Consider the following 15,195-nt stretch of genomic DNA (forward strand, 5'->3'; position numbering starts at 1 on the left):
ATGCGCGTTCTGCTTTTGCTTTTTTGTGGGAGCGAGCCTGCTCGCGAAGGCGGTCTGTCAGCCGATCCATTTCTTACAGGTTGCATGCAATCCGTGTGGGAGTCTGGCTTGCCAGCGAAGGCGGCCTGTCAGCCGACCCATTTCTTACAGGTTGCATACGATCCAATTGTAGGAGCGAGCCTGCTCGCGAAGGCGGTCTGTCAGCCGATCCATTTCTTACAGGTTGCATGCAATCCCTGTGGGAGTCTGGCTTGCCAGCGATGGCGGCCTGTCAGCCGTTAATTTTCTGAATGAATGCACTCGATCCAGCTCAGCCTTCGGCAGCTCCTGCTGGGGTTGTAGGGGGGTTCCGATTTTGTGGTTTCAGGCGTTCAGAGGCGCGACAACTGGCGTGTTGACCGTTACTGTTCCGGTTCACTTAGGCGGCTTCAAGAGGTCAATGGAATGACGAGTCGGCTGACTCACCTGCTGCGGCTGGACGGCTATTTTGGCGTGATGGCCTGGGTGCTTGCGGCGTTGCTGTTCATCAATCGCTTGAGCAGCATGGTCAAGTTGTTCATGGCGTTGTACTTGCGGCAAGAGCTGGGGCTGGCGATTGAAGCCGTCGGCTGGTTGCTGTCCGGTTACGGTGCGGGGCTGCTGATCGGTTCGATGGTCGGCGGCTTGCTCAGCGACCGGTTTCCCACGGCGCGGCTCACGGCGATTCTGTTTTTCCTCTCGGCGTGGACCCTGTTGTCATTGGGGGTTGTCACTGAGGTGCCGTGGCTCGCGGCATTGCTGGTTTTGAGCGGTATTCTCGATGGGGCGATCAGGACTCTGCATCAGCGCTTGATCATGGAGTATTGCGAGGTTGCGCAACGTGCCCGCGCGCAGGCCTTGAGCCGGGTTGCGCGAAACCTCGGGATGGCTGCCGCCGGCATTGCCGGCGGGGTGCTGGCGCAGGTGGATTTTCGCTGGGTGTTCTTTGCCAGTGCGGCGCTGACGCTGCTGGCCTTGCTGTGGTTTGTCCGCACAACCTGGCGTCGACCGGTGCTGATCGCCGTCGAGACACCTGAAGCCGATGCCGGTTCAGGCTTGCCGTATCGCGACAAACCCTTCCTCTGGTTGCTGGCGGCAACGGTGGTGCTCGGCATTGCCTTCGACACGGTCTACAGCACGCTGGGCAACTACCTGCGTGATTACTATCGCCTGAGTACCGAGGCCATCGGCTGGCAGTTCGGGATCAATGCCTTGCTGGTGGTGATGTTGCAGATTCCGCTGGCCCATTGGGGCGAGCGCTGGAGCGCGCGTACGCAATTGGTGGCTGGCAGCGTATTGCTGGCTTGCGGCCTCGGCATGTTGCCGCTGGGCAGTGGCTTGTTTTACGTGTGTCTTTCGACAGTGATCTGGACGTTGGGCGAGGCGCTGTTCATGCCGCCGCTGAATGTGCGGGTCATGCAGCATGCGCAGGGTGGGAAAAGCGGGCAATACTTTGGTCTGTTCTTCATGAGCTGGAGCGCGAGCGCGCTGTTGTCGCCGGTGCTGAGCGGTCAGTTGTATGGCCAGGTCGGCGGGCACAGTGTGTGGCTGATGAGTGCGTTTCTGGCGCTGACAGCCACTCCACTGATCTATATGGCCACGCGCCCCGGTAAGTAGGCGAGCAACGGCGTTTCGCTTAGCTGATCCGGTTATGCCTGTTATTCGAAACCATTCTGTCAGGCAACGGCATTTCTGCACGCTCATTAGCGTCCTATCTGGTGAACCCGGCTGATCGGAACTAGATTTCATTCAGCGCCGGATCGGCCTTGTTTCACCTGCACAGGATGGAATCGATCATGAAAAACAGGTTGCTACGCGTTTTGCTGCTGTTGAAAGTGATGGTGATGCTGTCCCTCGGTACTGCGACGGCCTGGGCCGAGTGCGAGGATCATGAGTCCCAGGCGTTCAACGGGAAGGTCGGGCATAGCGCATTGATGCTCGCCAAGTCCAGCTCCGAGGCTGGCGATCAGGGGCAGGGCGGCAGTGCCGATGATGATGACTCGACCACCGATGAGCCGGACACTGATGATCCGGACGATGAAGGCGACAGCCAGACGTAAATCGCCGGCAAAAGAAAACCCCTTGCGCCCCGACTGATGCGCAATCGGAATGGAAGGGGTTGGATTAACTCTTTGGATTCAGCTCAATTCCCTTGTGGGAGGGGGCTTGCTCCCGAATGCGATGTATCAGTCGACTTATACATGGACTGGCCCACCGCATTCGAGAGTAAGCCCCCTCGCACATTTCTTACATCAGCTTGCGGATTTGCTTACGCCGCGCCGTCGAGAAACTGCTCCGCGTAGTGGCAGGCCACCTGCCGATTGTCGAGATGGCGCAGGGCCGGCTCTTCCGTGCTGCAACGCTCGGTGGCATACGGGCAGCGTTTGTGGAATGCGCAGCCAGGCGGCGGGTTCAGCGGGTTGGGCAGTTCGCCGACGATTTTGATCTTCGGCTTGTTCGGGTCCGGGTGAATGGTCGGGGTCGCCGACAGCAACGCCTGGGTGTACGGGTGCAGAGGACGCTCGTAGATGGCGTCTTTCGGGCCCATTTCCACCGGGCGACCGAGGTACATCACCATCACGTCATCGGCCACGTGTTGCACCACCGCCAGGTTGTGCGAGATGAACACGTAGGCCGTGTTGAACTCCTGCTGCAGATCCATGAACAGGTTCAGCACCTGCGCCTGAATCGACACGTCCAGCGCCGAAGTCGGTTCGTCCGCCACCAGCACTTTCGGTTGCAGCATCATCGCCCGAGCCAGCGCAATACGCTGGCGCTGACCACCGGAGAACATGTGCGGATAACGCTGGTAGTGCTCGGGACGCAAGCCGACCTGTTTCATCATCGCCTGGACTTTTTCGCGGCGCTCGGCGGCGGAAAGGTTGGTGTTGATCAGCAGCGGCTCACCGAGTTGATCACCGATTTTCTGCCGTGGGTTCAACGAGGCGTAAGGGCTCTGGAACACCATCTGCACGTCTTTGCGCAATTGCTTGCGCTGGGCCTTGTCGGCGCCGGCCACTTCCTGGCCGGCGATTTTCAAGGAACCGGATGACGGCTCTTCAATCAGGGTCAGGGCGCGGGCGAGGGTGGACTTGCCGCAGCCCGACTCGCCGACCACCGCGAGGGTCTTGCCGGCTTCCAGTTCGAACGACACGCCGTTGAGGGCGCGCACGGTCGCGTGGCCCTTGAACAGGCCACGGGAGACTTCGTAGTGACGGGTCAGGTCGCGGGCGGTAAGTACGACGGCCATTACGCCACCTCCTGGTTCAGCGGGTAGAAGCAGCGGGCGAGGCTGTGGCTTTTCGGATCAAGGGTCGGACGTTGGGTGCGGCAGCTGTCTTGCACGTACGGGCAGCGCGGCGACAGCAGGCAACCCTGCGGGCGGTCGTAACGGCCCGGGACGATGCCCGGCAGCGTCGCCAGACGCTCGGCGCCCTGGCTGTGTTCCGGAATCGCCTTGAGCAGCGCTTCGCTGTACGGGTGCGCCGGGATATCGAACAGTTGTGGCACCTGACCGACTTCAACGGCTTGACCGGCGTACATCACGCACACGCGCTGGGCGGTTTCGGCCACGACCGCGAGGTCGTGGGTGATCAGCACCAGGCCCATGTTCTGTTCTTTCTGCAACGCCAGCAGCAGATCCATGATCTGTGCCTGAATGGTTACGTCGAGTGCCGTGGTCGGCTCATCGGCAATCAGCAGTTTCGGCTCGCCGGCAATCGCCATGGCGATCGCAACACGCTGGCTCATACCGCCGGACAGTTGATGCGGGTAGGCGTCCATACGGCTGGCGGCGCCCGGGATTTCGACTTTTTCCAGCAGTTCGATGGCGCGTTTGCGCGCTTGCTTGCCAGACATTTTCAGGTGCAGGCGCAGCACTTCTTCGATCTGGAAACCGACGGTGTAGCTCGGGTTGAGCGCGGTCATCGGGTCCTGGAACACCATCGACAGGTCTTTGCCGACGATTTGCCGACGCTGACGATTGCTCAGTTTGAGCATGTCTTTGCCGTCAAAGCTGAGCGAGTCGGCGGTGACGATGCCGGGATGCTCGATCAGCCCCATCAGCGCCATCATGGTCACGGATTTACCCGAACCCGACTCGCCAACGATCGCCAGTACTTCGCCTTTGTCGACTTTCAGGTCGAGGCCATCGACAACGGGCGTAGCAGTCTTGTCGCCGAAGCGCACGTTGAGATTCTTGATTTCTAGCAGTGACATGGGAATCTCCTCAGGCGGCGTTCTTGAGTTTCGGGTCGAGCGCATCGCGCAGACCGTCGCCCATCAGGTTGATTGCCAGCACGCTGAGCAAAATGGTCAGACCAGGCAGGCTCACCACCCACCAGGCGCGTTCGATGTAGTCGCGGGCCGAGGCCAGCATGGTGCCCCACTCAGGGGTTGGCGGTTGCACGCCAAGGCCGAGGAAGCCCAGGGCGGCAGCATCGAGAATCGCCGAAGAGAAACTCAGGGTGGCCTGAACGATCAGCGGTGCCATGCAATTCGGCAGCACGGTGATGAACATCAGGCGTGGCAGACCGGCACCGGCCAGACGCGCGGCGGTCACGTAGTCGCGGTTCAGTTCGCCCATGACGGCGGCACGGGTCAGACGCACGTAGGACGGCAGCGACACCACAGCAATCGCAATCACGGTGTTGATCAGGCCAGGGCCGAGGATGGCGACAATCGCCACAGCCAGCAGCAAGGACGGCAGGGCCAGCATGATGTCCATCAGACGCATGATGGTCGGGCCAAGCATTTTCGGGAAGAAACCGGCGAACAGACCGAGCAGGATCCCCGGAATCAGCGACATCACCACCGACGACAAGCCGATCAGCAGCGACAGCCGCGAACCCTGAATCAGACGTGACAGCAAGTCGCGACCCAGTTCATCGGTGCCGAGCAAAAATTGCATCTGCCCGCCTTCCAGCCACGCCGGTGGCGTCAGCAGGAAGTCACGGTATTGCTCGCTCGGATTGTGCGGCGCGACCCAAGGGGCGAACAGCGCGCAGAAAATCACCAGCAACATGAACAGCAGGCCGGCAACGGCACCTTTGTTCTTGGAGAAGGCTTGCCAGAATTCTTTGTACGGGGACGGATACAGCAGGCTTTGATCGACTGCTACCGCTGGAGTTGGAGTGGTCATGGTCATGATCTCAGCGCTGATGACGGATGCGTGGGTTGGCAAAGCCGTAGAGGATGTCCACTACGAAGTTGACCAGAATCACCAGGCAGGCGATTAACAGGATGCCGTTTTGCACAACCGGGTAGTCCCGGGCGCCGATGGCTTCGATCAGCCATTTACCGATGCCGGGCCAGGAGAAAATGGTTTCGGTCAGAACGGCACCGGCCAGCAGCGTGCCGACTTGCAGGCCGACCACGGTGAGTACCGGAATCAGTGCGTTACGCAGACCGTGGACGAACACCACGCGCGACGGCGACAGGCCTTTGGCCTTGGCGGTGCGGATGTAGTCTTCGCGCAGCACTTCGAGCATCGACGAACGGGTCATCCGCGCGATCACCGCCAGCGGAATGGTACCGAGCACGATGGCCGGCAGAATCAGGTGATGCAGGGCGTCGAAGAAGGCGCCGACGTCATCGGCCAGCAGCGTGTCGATCAGCATGAAACCGGTGCGCGGCTCGATGTCGTACAGCAGGTCGATCCGCCCGGACACCGGCGTCCAGCCGAGGCTCACCGAGAAGAACATGATCAGGATCAGGCCCCACCAGAAGATCGGCATCGAATACCCCGCCAGGGAGATGCCCATCACCCCGTGGTCGAACAGCGATCCTCGTTTGAGTGCCGCGATCACCCCGGCCAGAAGGCCCAGAATGCCGGCGAACAGCAGGGCGGCCATGGACAGTTCCAGGGTCGCCGGGAAGAGGGAGGTGAACTCGGTCCAGACGCTCTCACGGGTACGCAGGGATTCGCCGAGATCGCCGTGGGCCAGTTTGCCGATGTAGTCCAGATACTGGGCATACAGCGGTTTGTTCAGACCAAGGCGTTCCATTGCCTGAGCGTGCATTTCGGGGTCGACCCGACGTTCGCCCATCATCACTTCCACGGGGTCGCCAGGGATCATGCGAATCAACGCGAAAGTCAGCAGGGTGATGCCGAAAAACGTGGGGATCAACAACCCCAGTCGGCGGGCAATAAAACTAAACATCTTGTGTGGTACCTCATCAGCCGGTTAGGCGTGCCCGGTGTCCCTGGGTTCAGGGGCACCGGGAGTTTCTTATCTACTTCACCTGGGTAGTGGCGAAGTTATTAGTTGTCAGAGGGCTGATGTGGTAGCCCTCTACGTTGTTACGCATTGCGGTAAACATGCGGGTGTGGGCCATGCTGATCCACGGTTGATCCTGATTAAACAGGACCTGAGCCTGCTCGTAGAGTTTCGCGCGTTCGGCCGGATCTACTTTAGCCCGTGCTTCGTCGAGCAGTGCCTGGAATTTCTCGTTGCACCAGCGCGCGTAGTTTTCGCCGTTCTTGGCGGCTTCGCAACTGAGCATAGGCGTCAGGAAGTTATCCGGGTCGCCGTTGTCGCCCGCCCATCCGGCCGACACCATGTCGTGCTCGCCGGCCTTGGCGCGCTTGAGCATCTCGCCCCATTCCATCACGCGGATGTCGATCTTGATCCCGACTTTCGCCAGGTCAGCCTGCATCATCTGTGCGCCGAGCATCGGGTTGGGGTTGGTCGGGCCGCCGCCGTTACGGGTAAACAGGGTAAACACGGTGCCTTCCGGAACCCCGGCTTCCTTGAGCAGCTTGCGGGCGGCGTCGAGGTCACGTGGCGGGTTCTTCAGGTCGTGGTTGTAACCCAGCAGGGTCGGCGGGTACGGGTTGACCGCGACCGAAGCGTTGCCTTTGCCGAACAGCGCGTTGACGTAGGCTTCCTTGTCGAAAGCGATGTCGATCGCTTTGCGCACGCGCACGTCGCTCATGTACTTGTGCTGAGTGTTCATGGCGATATAGGACACGGTCATCGCGTCCAGTTCTTCGACTTTCAGGTTGCTGTCTTTCTTGATGCTCGGGATGTCATCCGGTTTCGGATACAGCGCGATCTGGCACTCGTTGGCCTTGAGCTTTTGCAGGCGCACGTTGTTGTCGGTGGCGATTGCCAGAATCAACGCGTCGGCCGGTGGCTTGCCACGGAAATAGTCCGGGTTGGCCTTGAAGCGCACCTGGGCGTCCTTGGCGTAGCGCTGGAAGATGAACGGGCCGGTGCCGACTGGCTTGTTGTTCAGGTCGCCAGTCTTGTTGGCCTTGAGCAACTGATCGGCGTATTCGGCGGAGTAGATCGCCGTGAACGGCATGGCCACGTCGGCGAGGAACGGCGCTTCGCGGCGGGTCAGGGTGAACTTGACCGTGTAGTCGTCGACTTTTTCGACGTTTTTCAGCAGTTCCTTGAAGCCCATGCTTTCAAAGTACGGGAAGCCCACGCTCGACAGTTTGTGCCACGGGTGATTCGGGTCCAGCTGACGCTGGAAGCTCCAGAGCACGTCGTCGGCATTCATGTCGCGGGTCGGCTTGAAGTATTCGGTGGTGTGAAACTTGACGCCTTTGCGCAGGTGGAACGTGTACGTCAGACCGTCATCGCTGATTTCCCAGGAGTCGGCCAGCGCCGGTACCACTTCGGTGGTGCCTGGCTTGAAGTCCACCAGTCGATTGAAGATGGTTTCGGCCACCGCATCGGCAGTGACTGCAGTTGTGTACTGGACCATGTCGAAGCCTTCCGGACTGGCTTCGGTGCAGACCACCAAGGGTTTGGCCGAGACGCCGATGGCGGCGCTCAACAACGCGGCAGCGACGGCCGCACGTAGGGGAAGCATTTTCATCGATCACCCTCTGCAATCGGTTGAAGACAAAAAACCGAACGGCCGACTCATCATGAGTCAGCCGTCGGTTGGCGTTTTTTACAGGATGTTGAATGGAATGGTGGTTACCAGACGGAACTCGTTGATGCTGCCGTCGGACTGGAACTCGCTCGCACGGTGCGCGGTGTAAGTGCCGCGAATGGTGGTGGCTTTCAGCGGACCGCTCTGTACTGCATAGGTCGCACCGATGCCGTATTCATAGTGGTGCTCGCCATCCTGTTCCTGGATGCCGTCGTAGCCTTTTTTGGCCACGCCTTTATTGCCGTCGTAATGAGTACCGTCGATACCCCAGCCGCGAGCCTGATAGATGTTGAACTTCAGGCCTGGCACACCGTATTCGGCCATGTTGATGGCGTAGGAAACCTGGAAGGACTTCTCGTTCGGGCCGTTGAAGTCCGACAGCAGGGAGTTGGCCAGGTAGATGCCGTTGGTTTCGTGCAGGTAGTCGAAGTACTCGTTACCGTTCACTTGCTGGTACGAGAACGTCAGGTTGTGCGCCTGGTGGGTCAGGCCGAACGACAGTGAGTAGGTGTCGTTGTCGATGTCGCCCAGCAGCTTTTTGCCTTCGTCGACGGTTTTGTAGTAGTTCAGGCCGGTGGTCAGGGCGAGGACATTGCTGTCACCCAGCTCATGAGTGGCGCCGAAGTAGTACTGGTTCCACAGGTCTTCAACCTGAGTGCCCCACAGGCTGGTTTTCAGGCTGGCCAGTGGCTGGTAGCTGATACCGGCGGTGTTGACCTTGTCGGATTCAACACGGCCGTTGGCGTATTCCGCGCGGAATTTTTGCAGGCTTTGTTCAGAACGCGGCGATACGCGATCGAACGTGGCCAGGTCGAAGGACAGGTTGTTCAGTTCTTCACTGTGCAGGGCAACACCTTCGAAGCTCGAAGGCAGCGCACGGTTGCCTATCACGTCGACTTGCGGGCTGCTGAAACCCATGCGTCCGGCGGTCAGCGTGGTGTTGGAAACGCGCGCCTTAATGTTGGCCAGGCCCACTTTGCTCCACTGATCGACGGCCTCACCGTTGTTCTTGTGAGTCAGGGTACGGTTGTTACCGGAGCCGTCGCCGGTCTTTGGTGCGCCACCATTGCCCGATGCCAGATTTTTGCGGTCACGCTCCAGCGCTACAGCGTTGTACGCTGCCACTTCGGTGCTGATACCGACGGTGCCCTCGGTGAAGCCAGAGTTGTACTTGACGATGGTGCCCTGAACCCAGTTGATCCGGCGGTCGGTTTCGGCCAGCGAACCATTCTTTTTATAGGCGAATTTACCGTCGCGTTTCAGTTGTTCGTTAGCGTACCAGTTACGGGTCGTACCGGTGATTGACTGTCCTTCGACGAAGCCGGTCGCTTCAGCCTGGGCGCTCTTGGTGTTGACGGTCACCGGAGTGAACGCCTGGCTTTGGGTTTCCGCATAAGCCGTGGCGGTGATGCTGCTGATGGCCAGGGCCAGTATCGCGGTGCTGCTCAGTTTCATGGGTGAAGCTCCTTTACTTTCTTTTTATGCCGGCTTTTTTGGGTTGGCCGGTTATTGGTTTAGAACTTATTCACACATCGCAAACGTTTGCCAAAAGCCGGATTGGCGAATTTAGGCAAAGCGCTTGCGTGAGGGGGATAGACGGTCCCCCTCAGCGTTGCGGCTAATCGGTTGGGTTAATCGATACTGACACCCGAGAACACGTTGCGGCCGAAGGGGCTCACCTTGAACCCTTCAACCCGGGTGCTTAACGGCTGGTTGACCGTCGAGTGGGCGACAGGCGTGATCGGCACTTGCTGTTTAAGCAACTGCTGGGCCTGTTTGTAGAGCGTGGTGCGCTGATCGCGGTCGGTGACGACTTTGGCTTCTTTGATCAGCTTGTCGTAAGCCGGATCGCACCACATGGAATAGTTGTTGCCGCCAATGGCGTCGCAGCTGTACAGCGTGCCCAGCCAGTTGTCCGGATCACCGTTGTCACCGGTCCAGCCGATCAGGCTGATGTCATGCTCGCCGTTCTTGGTGCGCTTGATGTACTCGCCCCATTCGTAGCTGACGATTTTTACTTTCAGACCGATTTTCGCCCAGTCAGCCTGGAGCATCTCGGCCATCAGTTTGGCGTTCGGGTTGTACGGACGCTGCACCGGCATCGCCCACAGGGTGATCTCGGTGCCTTCTTTCACGCCGGCAGCCTTGAGCAGCTCTTTGGCTTTTTCCGGGTTGTAGGCGGCGTCTTTGATGCTGTCGTCGTAGGACCACTGGGTCGGCGGCATGGCGTTGACGGCCAGTTGGCCGGCGCCTTGATAAACAGCGTTGAGAATCCCTTGTTTATTCACCGCCATGTCCAGCGCCTGACGCACTTCGAGCTGGTCGAACGGTTTGTGGCGGACGTTGTAAGCGATGTAACCGAGGTTGAAGCCCGGTTTGGAGATCAGTTGCAGCTTGGGATCGGTCTTCAGTGCTTCAACATCGGCAGGGCGCGGATGCAGGGTGATCTGGCATTCGCCGGCCTTGAGTTTTTGCACGCGCACCGAGGCGTCGGTGTTGATCGCGAAGATCAGGTTCTTCAGCTTGACCCGGCTCGGATCCCAGTAGTGCGGGTTACCGGTGTAACGGATGTTCGAGTCTTTCTGATAGCTCTTGAACACGAACGGCCCGGTACCGATCGGCTTTTGGTTGATGTCGCTCGGTTTGCCTTCGGCCAGCAGTTTGTCGGCATATTCGGCGGACAGGATGGCGGCGAAGCTCATGGCGATGTTCTGGATGAACGCAGCGTCGACGCTGTTGAGCGTGAACTCCACGGTCAGCGGCCCGGTCTTTTCGACCTTGGCGATGTTCTTGTTCAGGCTCATCCCGTTGAAATAGGGGAATTCGGTCGGATAAGCCTTACGGAACGGCTGCTGTGCATCAAGCATGCGATTAAACGTAAACAGCACGTCGTCGGCGTTGAAATCGCGGGTTGGCTTGAAGTACGGCGTTATATGAAATTTCACACCTTCACGCAGGTGAAAGGTGTACTTGAGACCATCCTCGGAAATATCCCACTTGGTCGCCAGACCAGGTACGACATTGGTCGCGCCTTTTTCGAATTCGACCAGACGGTTGTAAAGCGGCTCGGCGGCGTCGTTATCGGTGGCCGTCGTGTATTGCGCAGTATCAAAACCTGCCGGGCTGCCCTCGGAGCAGAACACCAGACTGTTGCTGGCGGCGTGGCTGGCGGACGTGGCGGCCAACAGGCCGGCGCCCAGCAATGCGGAAAAAACCAAGGTATGGCGCATGACGCTCCCTCTTTTTGTAGTGTTGTTTCGATGCGCCGCGATCCCGTCCAGGGACGTTGAGGCTGCATCGAGCTCAAACCAGTACGCACAGCAAAACCGATAGCCCGCACAGTCACTGGTCAGAACCCGACGGTAGGGGCCGTGGGTCTGGCAGTAAATGCGCTGAGTCCTAAAGACTCGTAGGAAAAGGCAACACGTCCTGTATCACGCTGGTAAAGCGTGACGGAAACGGATGTAGGCAAATTCCTAGCTAGTCGGCAGAAAAAACAGCGGCGACGCTGAAAACGTCGCCGCTGTGGTTTTTTATTTGCTGACGCTGACGCCGTAGAAGGAGTTCAAGCCGAATGGGCTGATCTTGAAGTCCTGCACGTTGGCGCGCATGGGTTGATACACCGTCGAGTGAGCGATAGGTGTCATAGGGACTGCATCTTTGAGGACGTGTTGCGCCTGTTTGTACAGTTCGGTGCGCTTGCCCTGGTCGGTGGTGCGCTTGGCTTCTTTGACGAGGCCGTCGAACTTCTTGTCGCACCACTTGGAGAAGTTGTTGCCGCTGAGCGAGTCGCAACCAAACAACACGTTCAGCCAGTTGTCCGGATCACCATTGTCACCGCTCCAGCCAATGATCATGGCCTGGTTCTCGCCACCTTTGGAGCGCTTGATGTACTCGCCCCATTCATAGCTGGTGATCTTCACTTTCAAGCCGATCTTGGCCCAGTCGGACTGGAGCATTTCAGCCATCAGTTTGGCGTTCGGGTTGTACGGACGCTGTACCGGCATCGCCCACAGAACGATCTCGGTGCCTTCCTTGACGCCGGCTTCCTTGAGCAGCTGCTTGGCTTTCTCAGGATCGTACTTGGCGTCCTTGATGGTGGTGTCGTAAGACCACTGGGTCGGCGGCATGGCGTTGACGGCCAGTTGGCCCGCGCCCTGGTAAACCGAGTCGATGATCTGCGGCTTGTTGACGGCCATGTCCAAGGCCTGACGAACGCGCAGGTCAGCCAGAGGGTTTTTCTCGTCGCTGCCCTTGACCTTGTCCATCACGTTGTAGGCGATGTAACCCAGGTTGAAACCAGCCTGGTCAGGCATCTTCAGCGATTTGTCTTCTTTGAGCGCTTTCAGGTCGGCCGGACGTGGGAACAGGGTGACCTGGCACTCGTTCTTTTTCAGCTTCTGAATACGTACCGACGGGTCGGTGGTGATGGCGAAGATCAGGTTGTCGATCTTCACGTCATCAGGCTTCCAGTACTCTTTGTTCCCGGTGAAGCGGATGTTGGAGTCTTTCTGGTAGCTCTTGAACACGAACGGACCAGTGCCGACCGGTTTCTGGTTGATGTCGGCAGGCTTGCCTTCTTTCAACAGTTGCGCTGCGTATTCGGCGGACTGCACCGACGCGAAGCTCATGGCCATGTTCTGGATGAACGCTGCATCCACTTCTTTGAGAGTGAACTTGACGGTGTGGTCGTCGACTTTATCGATCTTGGTGATGTTGGTATCCATCCCCATGTCGGTGAAGTACGGGAATTCGGTCGGGTACGCCTTACGGAACGGGTCATCCTTGTTAATCATGCGATTAAAGGTGAACAGCACGTCGTCGGCGTTGAACTCACGAGTCGGCTTGAAATACGGGGTGGTGTGGAACTTGACGCCTTCGCGCAGGTGGAAGGTGTACGTCAGGCCATCTTCGGAAATGTCCCACTTGGTAGCAAGACCAGGAATCACGGCGGTGCCGCCGCGCTCAAACTGGGTCAGACGGTTGAACATGGTTTCGGCTGAGGCGTCGAAGTCGGTTCCGGTGGTGTACTGGCCCGGATCAAAACCGGCCGGGCTCCCTTCGGAGCAAAACACCAGGTTAGTCGCAGCGGATGCGAAAGGTGCGGAGGCTAACAAGCCTGCGCCGACTAAAAACGGAATGACCGCGTGTTTAAGCATGTTGGCCTCATGATTTGTTGTCATTTTTTGATTTGAGGTACGACCTCGTGAGTCGTGCCTGCGGATACTTATGCAGGCGCCATACCCAATGCAAGATCCAGAGCGGTCGGCGGCCTCAAACGGTGGCACGAACGTACCTTAATGTCGCATCTGTATAACTTCTGACGCATTTGACCGTTTGCGGGTGGTTTTTACGGTGCAAATGAAGCCCCAAAACGGTGCATCGGTCACGTTGTGCGCGCCGCCTTGGGGCTTGGTGTTACTTATTTATACCCACGCCATAGAACGGGGTTAGACCGAAGGGGCTGATACGGAAGTCCGTGACCTCTTTACGCAGTGGCTGAAACACCGTGGAGTTGGCAATCGGCGTGATCGGCACCTGCTGTTTAAGGATCAGTTGCGCCTGTTGATACAGTTTTACCCGCTGCGTCTTGTCGGTTGACACCTTGGCCTGTTGCACCAGTCTGTCGTAGGCCGGATCGCACCATTTGGCGTAGTTGCTGCCCTTGACTGCTGCGCAGCTGTACAGCACGCCAAGCCAGTTGTCCGGGTCGCCGTTGTCACCGGTCCAGCCATAAATCATCGCGTCATGTTCGCCATTTTTGGCGCGTTTGATGTATTCGCCCCACTCATAGCTGACGATGTTGGCCTTGATGCCGATCTTGTCCCAATCCTGCTGAATCATCTGCGCCGACATTCGCGCATTCGGGTTCGAGGCGCGCTGCACGGTCATTGCCCAGAGGTTGATGGTTGTACCCGGTGCAACCCCTGCTTCTTTCAGTAGCGCCCTGGCTTTTACCGGGTCATGCGGCGCGTCTTTTATGTTCGGGTCGAATGACCATTGCGCGGGTGGCAAGGCGTTCTGGGCCAACTGGCCGGCGCTTTGATAAACGGCTTTGATGATCGCCGGTTTGTCGATGGCCATGTCCAGGGCCTGGCGCACCTTGAGTTGATCCAACGGCGGATGGGTGGTGTTGTACGCGAGGAAACCGAGGTTGAAACCGGCCTGCTTGAGCACGCGCAGGTTCGGGTCTTTTTCCATGACTTCGATGTCGGCCGGGCGCGGGTAACCGCTGACCTGGCATTCGCCGGTCTTGAGTTTTTGCAGGCGTACGGCGGCGTCCGGGGTGATCGAGAAGATCAGGTTGTCGATTTTTACATCTTCGGGTTTCCAGTAGGCCTTGTTGGCGGCGTAGCGGATTTGTGAATCCTTTTGATAGCGCTTGAACACGAACGGGCCGGTGCCGATCGGTTTCTGGTTGAGGTCGGCGGCTTTGCCTTCCTTCAACAGTTGCGCGGCGTATTCGGCCGACTGCACGGAGGCGAAGCTCATGGCGAGGTTTTGCACGAAGGCGGCGTCGACGTTGTTGAGGTTGAAGCGCACGGTTTGCTCGTCGAGTTTTTCGACCGATTTGATCGTGGTGTTCAGGCCCATGTCGGTGAAGTACGGGGACTCGGCGGGGTAGGCCTTACGGAAGGCGTTCTCCGGGTCGAGCAGGCGCTGGAAGGTGAAGAGCACGTCGTCGGCGTTGAAGTCGCGGGTTGGGGTGAAGTATTGCGTGGTGTGGAATTTCACGCCTTGGCGCAGGTGGAAGGTGTATTGGCGTCCGTCGCTGGAGACGTCCCATTTGGTTGCCAGGCCGGGTTCGATGTCGGTGCCGCCGCGCTGGAATTGGGTGAGGCGGTTGAAGACGGTTTCGGCGGAGGCGTCGAAGTCGGTGCCGCTGGTGTATTGGCTGGGGTTGAAGCCTGCGGGGCTGGCTTCGGAGCAGTAGACCAGGGTTGTGGCTGCGTTTGCTATCGGGGTGGTTGTGGCCAGGGCCAGGGAGATCAAGAGCGGTTTGAGGGTGGATCTTGGCATGGAGTCCCCGGGGGTATGGAGGTGGTTTTGGGTTGAGATTAGCGGGGAATTGTGGGGTTTCGGAAATATCGTTTTTCTTGGGGACGTTTCTATCTCGGTATATGTGGCGGCTTTTGTTGGGTACATATCCGTTGCTGCGGGAGAGTGTCAGATTTTTTGTGTGCGGGCTGGTAATGGCCTGCCGTTAGGCAGGCCTTCATTTCACCAGTTTGACCTGATGAATCGATCTCCGTACAAAATCGCAAACTGATTCATAGCGTTTTTCCA

At 58.6% G+C, this 15,195-nt stretch carries 11 protein-coding genes; 2 read left to right on the top strand and 9 right to left on the bottom strand.

Annotated features, from left to right (window positions below; translation table 11 throughout):
* The first annotated feature begins 444 nt into the window (after nt 1–444).
* Nucleotides 445–1,635 carry an MFS transporter gene (locus CKW18_RS23150; RefSeq protein WP_095190923.1) on the top strand — a complete coding sequence of 397 codons (1,191 nt, stop codon included), beginning with the start codon at nt 445–447 and terminating at the stop codon, nt 1,633–1,635.
* A gap of 179 nt (nt 1,636–1,814) precedes the next feature.
* Nucleotides 1,815–2,078 (top strand): hypothetical protein, encoded by a 264-nt coding sequence (locus CKW18_RS23155; protein ID WP_095190924.1) that lies wholly within the window; start codon nt 1,815–1,817, stop codon nt 2,076–2,078.
* 209 nt (nt 2,079–2,287) lie between these two features.
* Here CKW18_RS23155 and CKW18_RS23160 read toward each other — a convergent pair whose 3' ends face one another.
* The 9 genes from CKW18_RS23160 to CKW18_RS23200 form a co-directional block, all read right to left on the bottom strand.
* Nucleotides 2,288–3,268, bottom strand: a complete 981-nt coding sequence (locus CKW18_RS23160; protein WP_095190925.1) for a peptide ABC transporter ATP-binding protein — start codon at nt 3,266–3,268, stop codon at nt 2,288–2,290.
* Nucleotides 3,268–4,236 carry an ABC transporter ATP-binding protein gene (locus CKW18_RS23165; RefSeq protein WP_095190926.1) on the bottom strand — a complete coding sequence of 323 codons (969 nt, stop codon included), beginning with the start codon at nt 4,234–4,236 and terminating at the stop codon, nt 3,268–3,270. The genes CKW18_RS23160 and CKW18_RS23165 overlap by 1 nt, the downstream gene beginning before the upstream one ends.
* A gap of 10 nt (nt 4,237–4,246) precedes the next feature.
* Nucleotides 4,247–5,158 (bottom strand): ABC transporter permease subunit, encoded by a 912-nt coding sequence (locus CKW18_RS23170; RefSeq protein ID WP_095190927.1) that lies wholly within the window; start codon nt 5,156–5,158, stop codon nt 4,247–4,249.
* Between the two features lie 10 nt (nt 5,159–5,168).
* Nucleotides 5,169–6,179: an ABC transporter permease subunit gene (locus CKW18_RS23175; protein WP_008085273.1), complete on the bottom strand. Its 1,011-nt coding sequence runs from the start codon at nt 6,177–6,179 to the stop codon at nt 5,169–5,171.
* Between the two features lie 73 nt (nt 6,180–6,252).
* Nucleotides 6,253–7,848, bottom strand: coding sequence for an ABC transporter substrate-binding protein (locus CKW18_RS23180; RefSeq protein WP_095190928.1), 1,596 nt, complete (start codon nt 7,846–7,848; stop codon nt 6,253–6,255).
* Nucleotides 7,849–7,926: 78 nt separating this feature from the next.
* Nucleotides 7,927–9,363 carry an OprD family porin gene (locus CKW18_RS23185; protein WP_095190929.1) on the bottom strand — a complete coding sequence of 479 codons (1,437 nt, stop codon included), beginning with the start codon at nt 9,361–9,363 and terminating at the stop codon, nt 7,927–7,929.
* 176 nt (nt 9,364–9,539) lie between these two features.
* Nucleotides 9,540–11,138: an ABC transporter substrate-binding protein gene (locus CKW18_RS23190; RefSeq protein ID WP_095190930.1), complete on the bottom strand. Its 1,599-nt coding sequence runs from the start codon at nt 11,136–11,138 to the stop codon at nt 9,540–9,542.
* Nucleotides 11,139–11,441: 303 nt separating this feature from the next.
* Entirely contained in the window at nt 11,442–13,067 is a 1,626-nt protein-coding gene (locus tag CKW18_RS23195) for an ABC transporter substrate-binding protein (RefSeq protein WP_095190931.1), read from the bottom strand.
* 259 nt (nt 13,068–13,326) lie between these two features.
* Nucleotides 13,327–14,928, bottom strand: a complete 1,602-nt coding sequence (locus tag CKW18_RS23200) for an ABC transporter substrate-binding protein (protein ID WP_095190932.1) — start codon at nt 14,926–14,928, stop codon at nt 13,327–13,329.
* Nucleotides 14,929–15,195: the final 267 nt, after the last annotated feature.

It is taken from the genome of Pseudomonas sp. Irchel 3E19 (genome assembly GCF_900187585.1).
GTDB classification, from domain to species: Bacteria; Pseudomonadota; Gammaproteobacteria; order Pseudomonadales; family Pseudomonadaceae; genus Aquipseudomonas; species Aquipseudomonas baetica.

Coding starts and splice junctions, on each gene's coding strand:
- CKW18_RS23150 (WP_095190923.1), top strand. CDS start 445: ATGACGAGTCGGCTGACTCACCTGCTGCGGCTGGACGGCTATTTTGGC.
- CKW18_RS23155 (WP_095190924.1), top strand. CDS start 1,815: ATGAAAAACAGGTTGCTACGCGTTTTGCTGCTGTTGAAAGTGATGGTG.
- CKW18_RS23160 (WP_095190925.1), bottom strand. CDS start 3,268: ATGGCCGTCGTACTTACCGCCCGCGACCTGACCCGTCACTACGAAGTC.
- CKW18_RS23165 (WP_095190926.1), bottom strand. CDS start 4,236: ATGTCACTGCTAGAAATCAAGAATCTCAACGTGCGCTTCGGCGACAAG.
- CKW18_RS23170 (WP_095190927.1), bottom strand. CDS start 5,158: ATGACCACTCCAACTCCAGCGGTAGCAGTCGATCAAAGCCTGCTGTAT.
- CKW18_RS23175 (WP_008085273.1), bottom strand. CDS start 6,179: ATGTTTAGTTTTATTGCCCGCCGACTGGGGTTGTTGATCCCCACGTTT.
- CKW18_RS23180 (WP_095190928.1), bottom strand. CDS start 7,848: ATGAAAATGCTTCCCCTACGTGCGGCCGTCGCTGCCGCGTTGTTGAGC.
- CKW18_RS23185 (WP_095190929.1), bottom strand. CDS start 9,363: ATGAAACTGAGCAGCACCGCGATACTGGCCCTGGCCATCAGCAGCATC.
- CKW18_RS23190 (WP_095190930.1), bottom strand. CDS start 11,138: ATGCGCCATACCTTGGTTTTTTCCGCATTGCTGGGCGCCGGCCTGTTG.
- CKW18_RS23195 (WP_095190931.1), bottom strand. CDS start 13,067: ATGCTTAAACACGCGGTCATTCCGTTTTTAGTCGGCGCAGGCTTGTTA.
- CKW18_RS23200 (WP_095190932.1), bottom strand. CDS start 14,928: ATGCCAAGATCCACCCTCAAACCGCTCTTGATCTCCCTGGCCCTGGCC.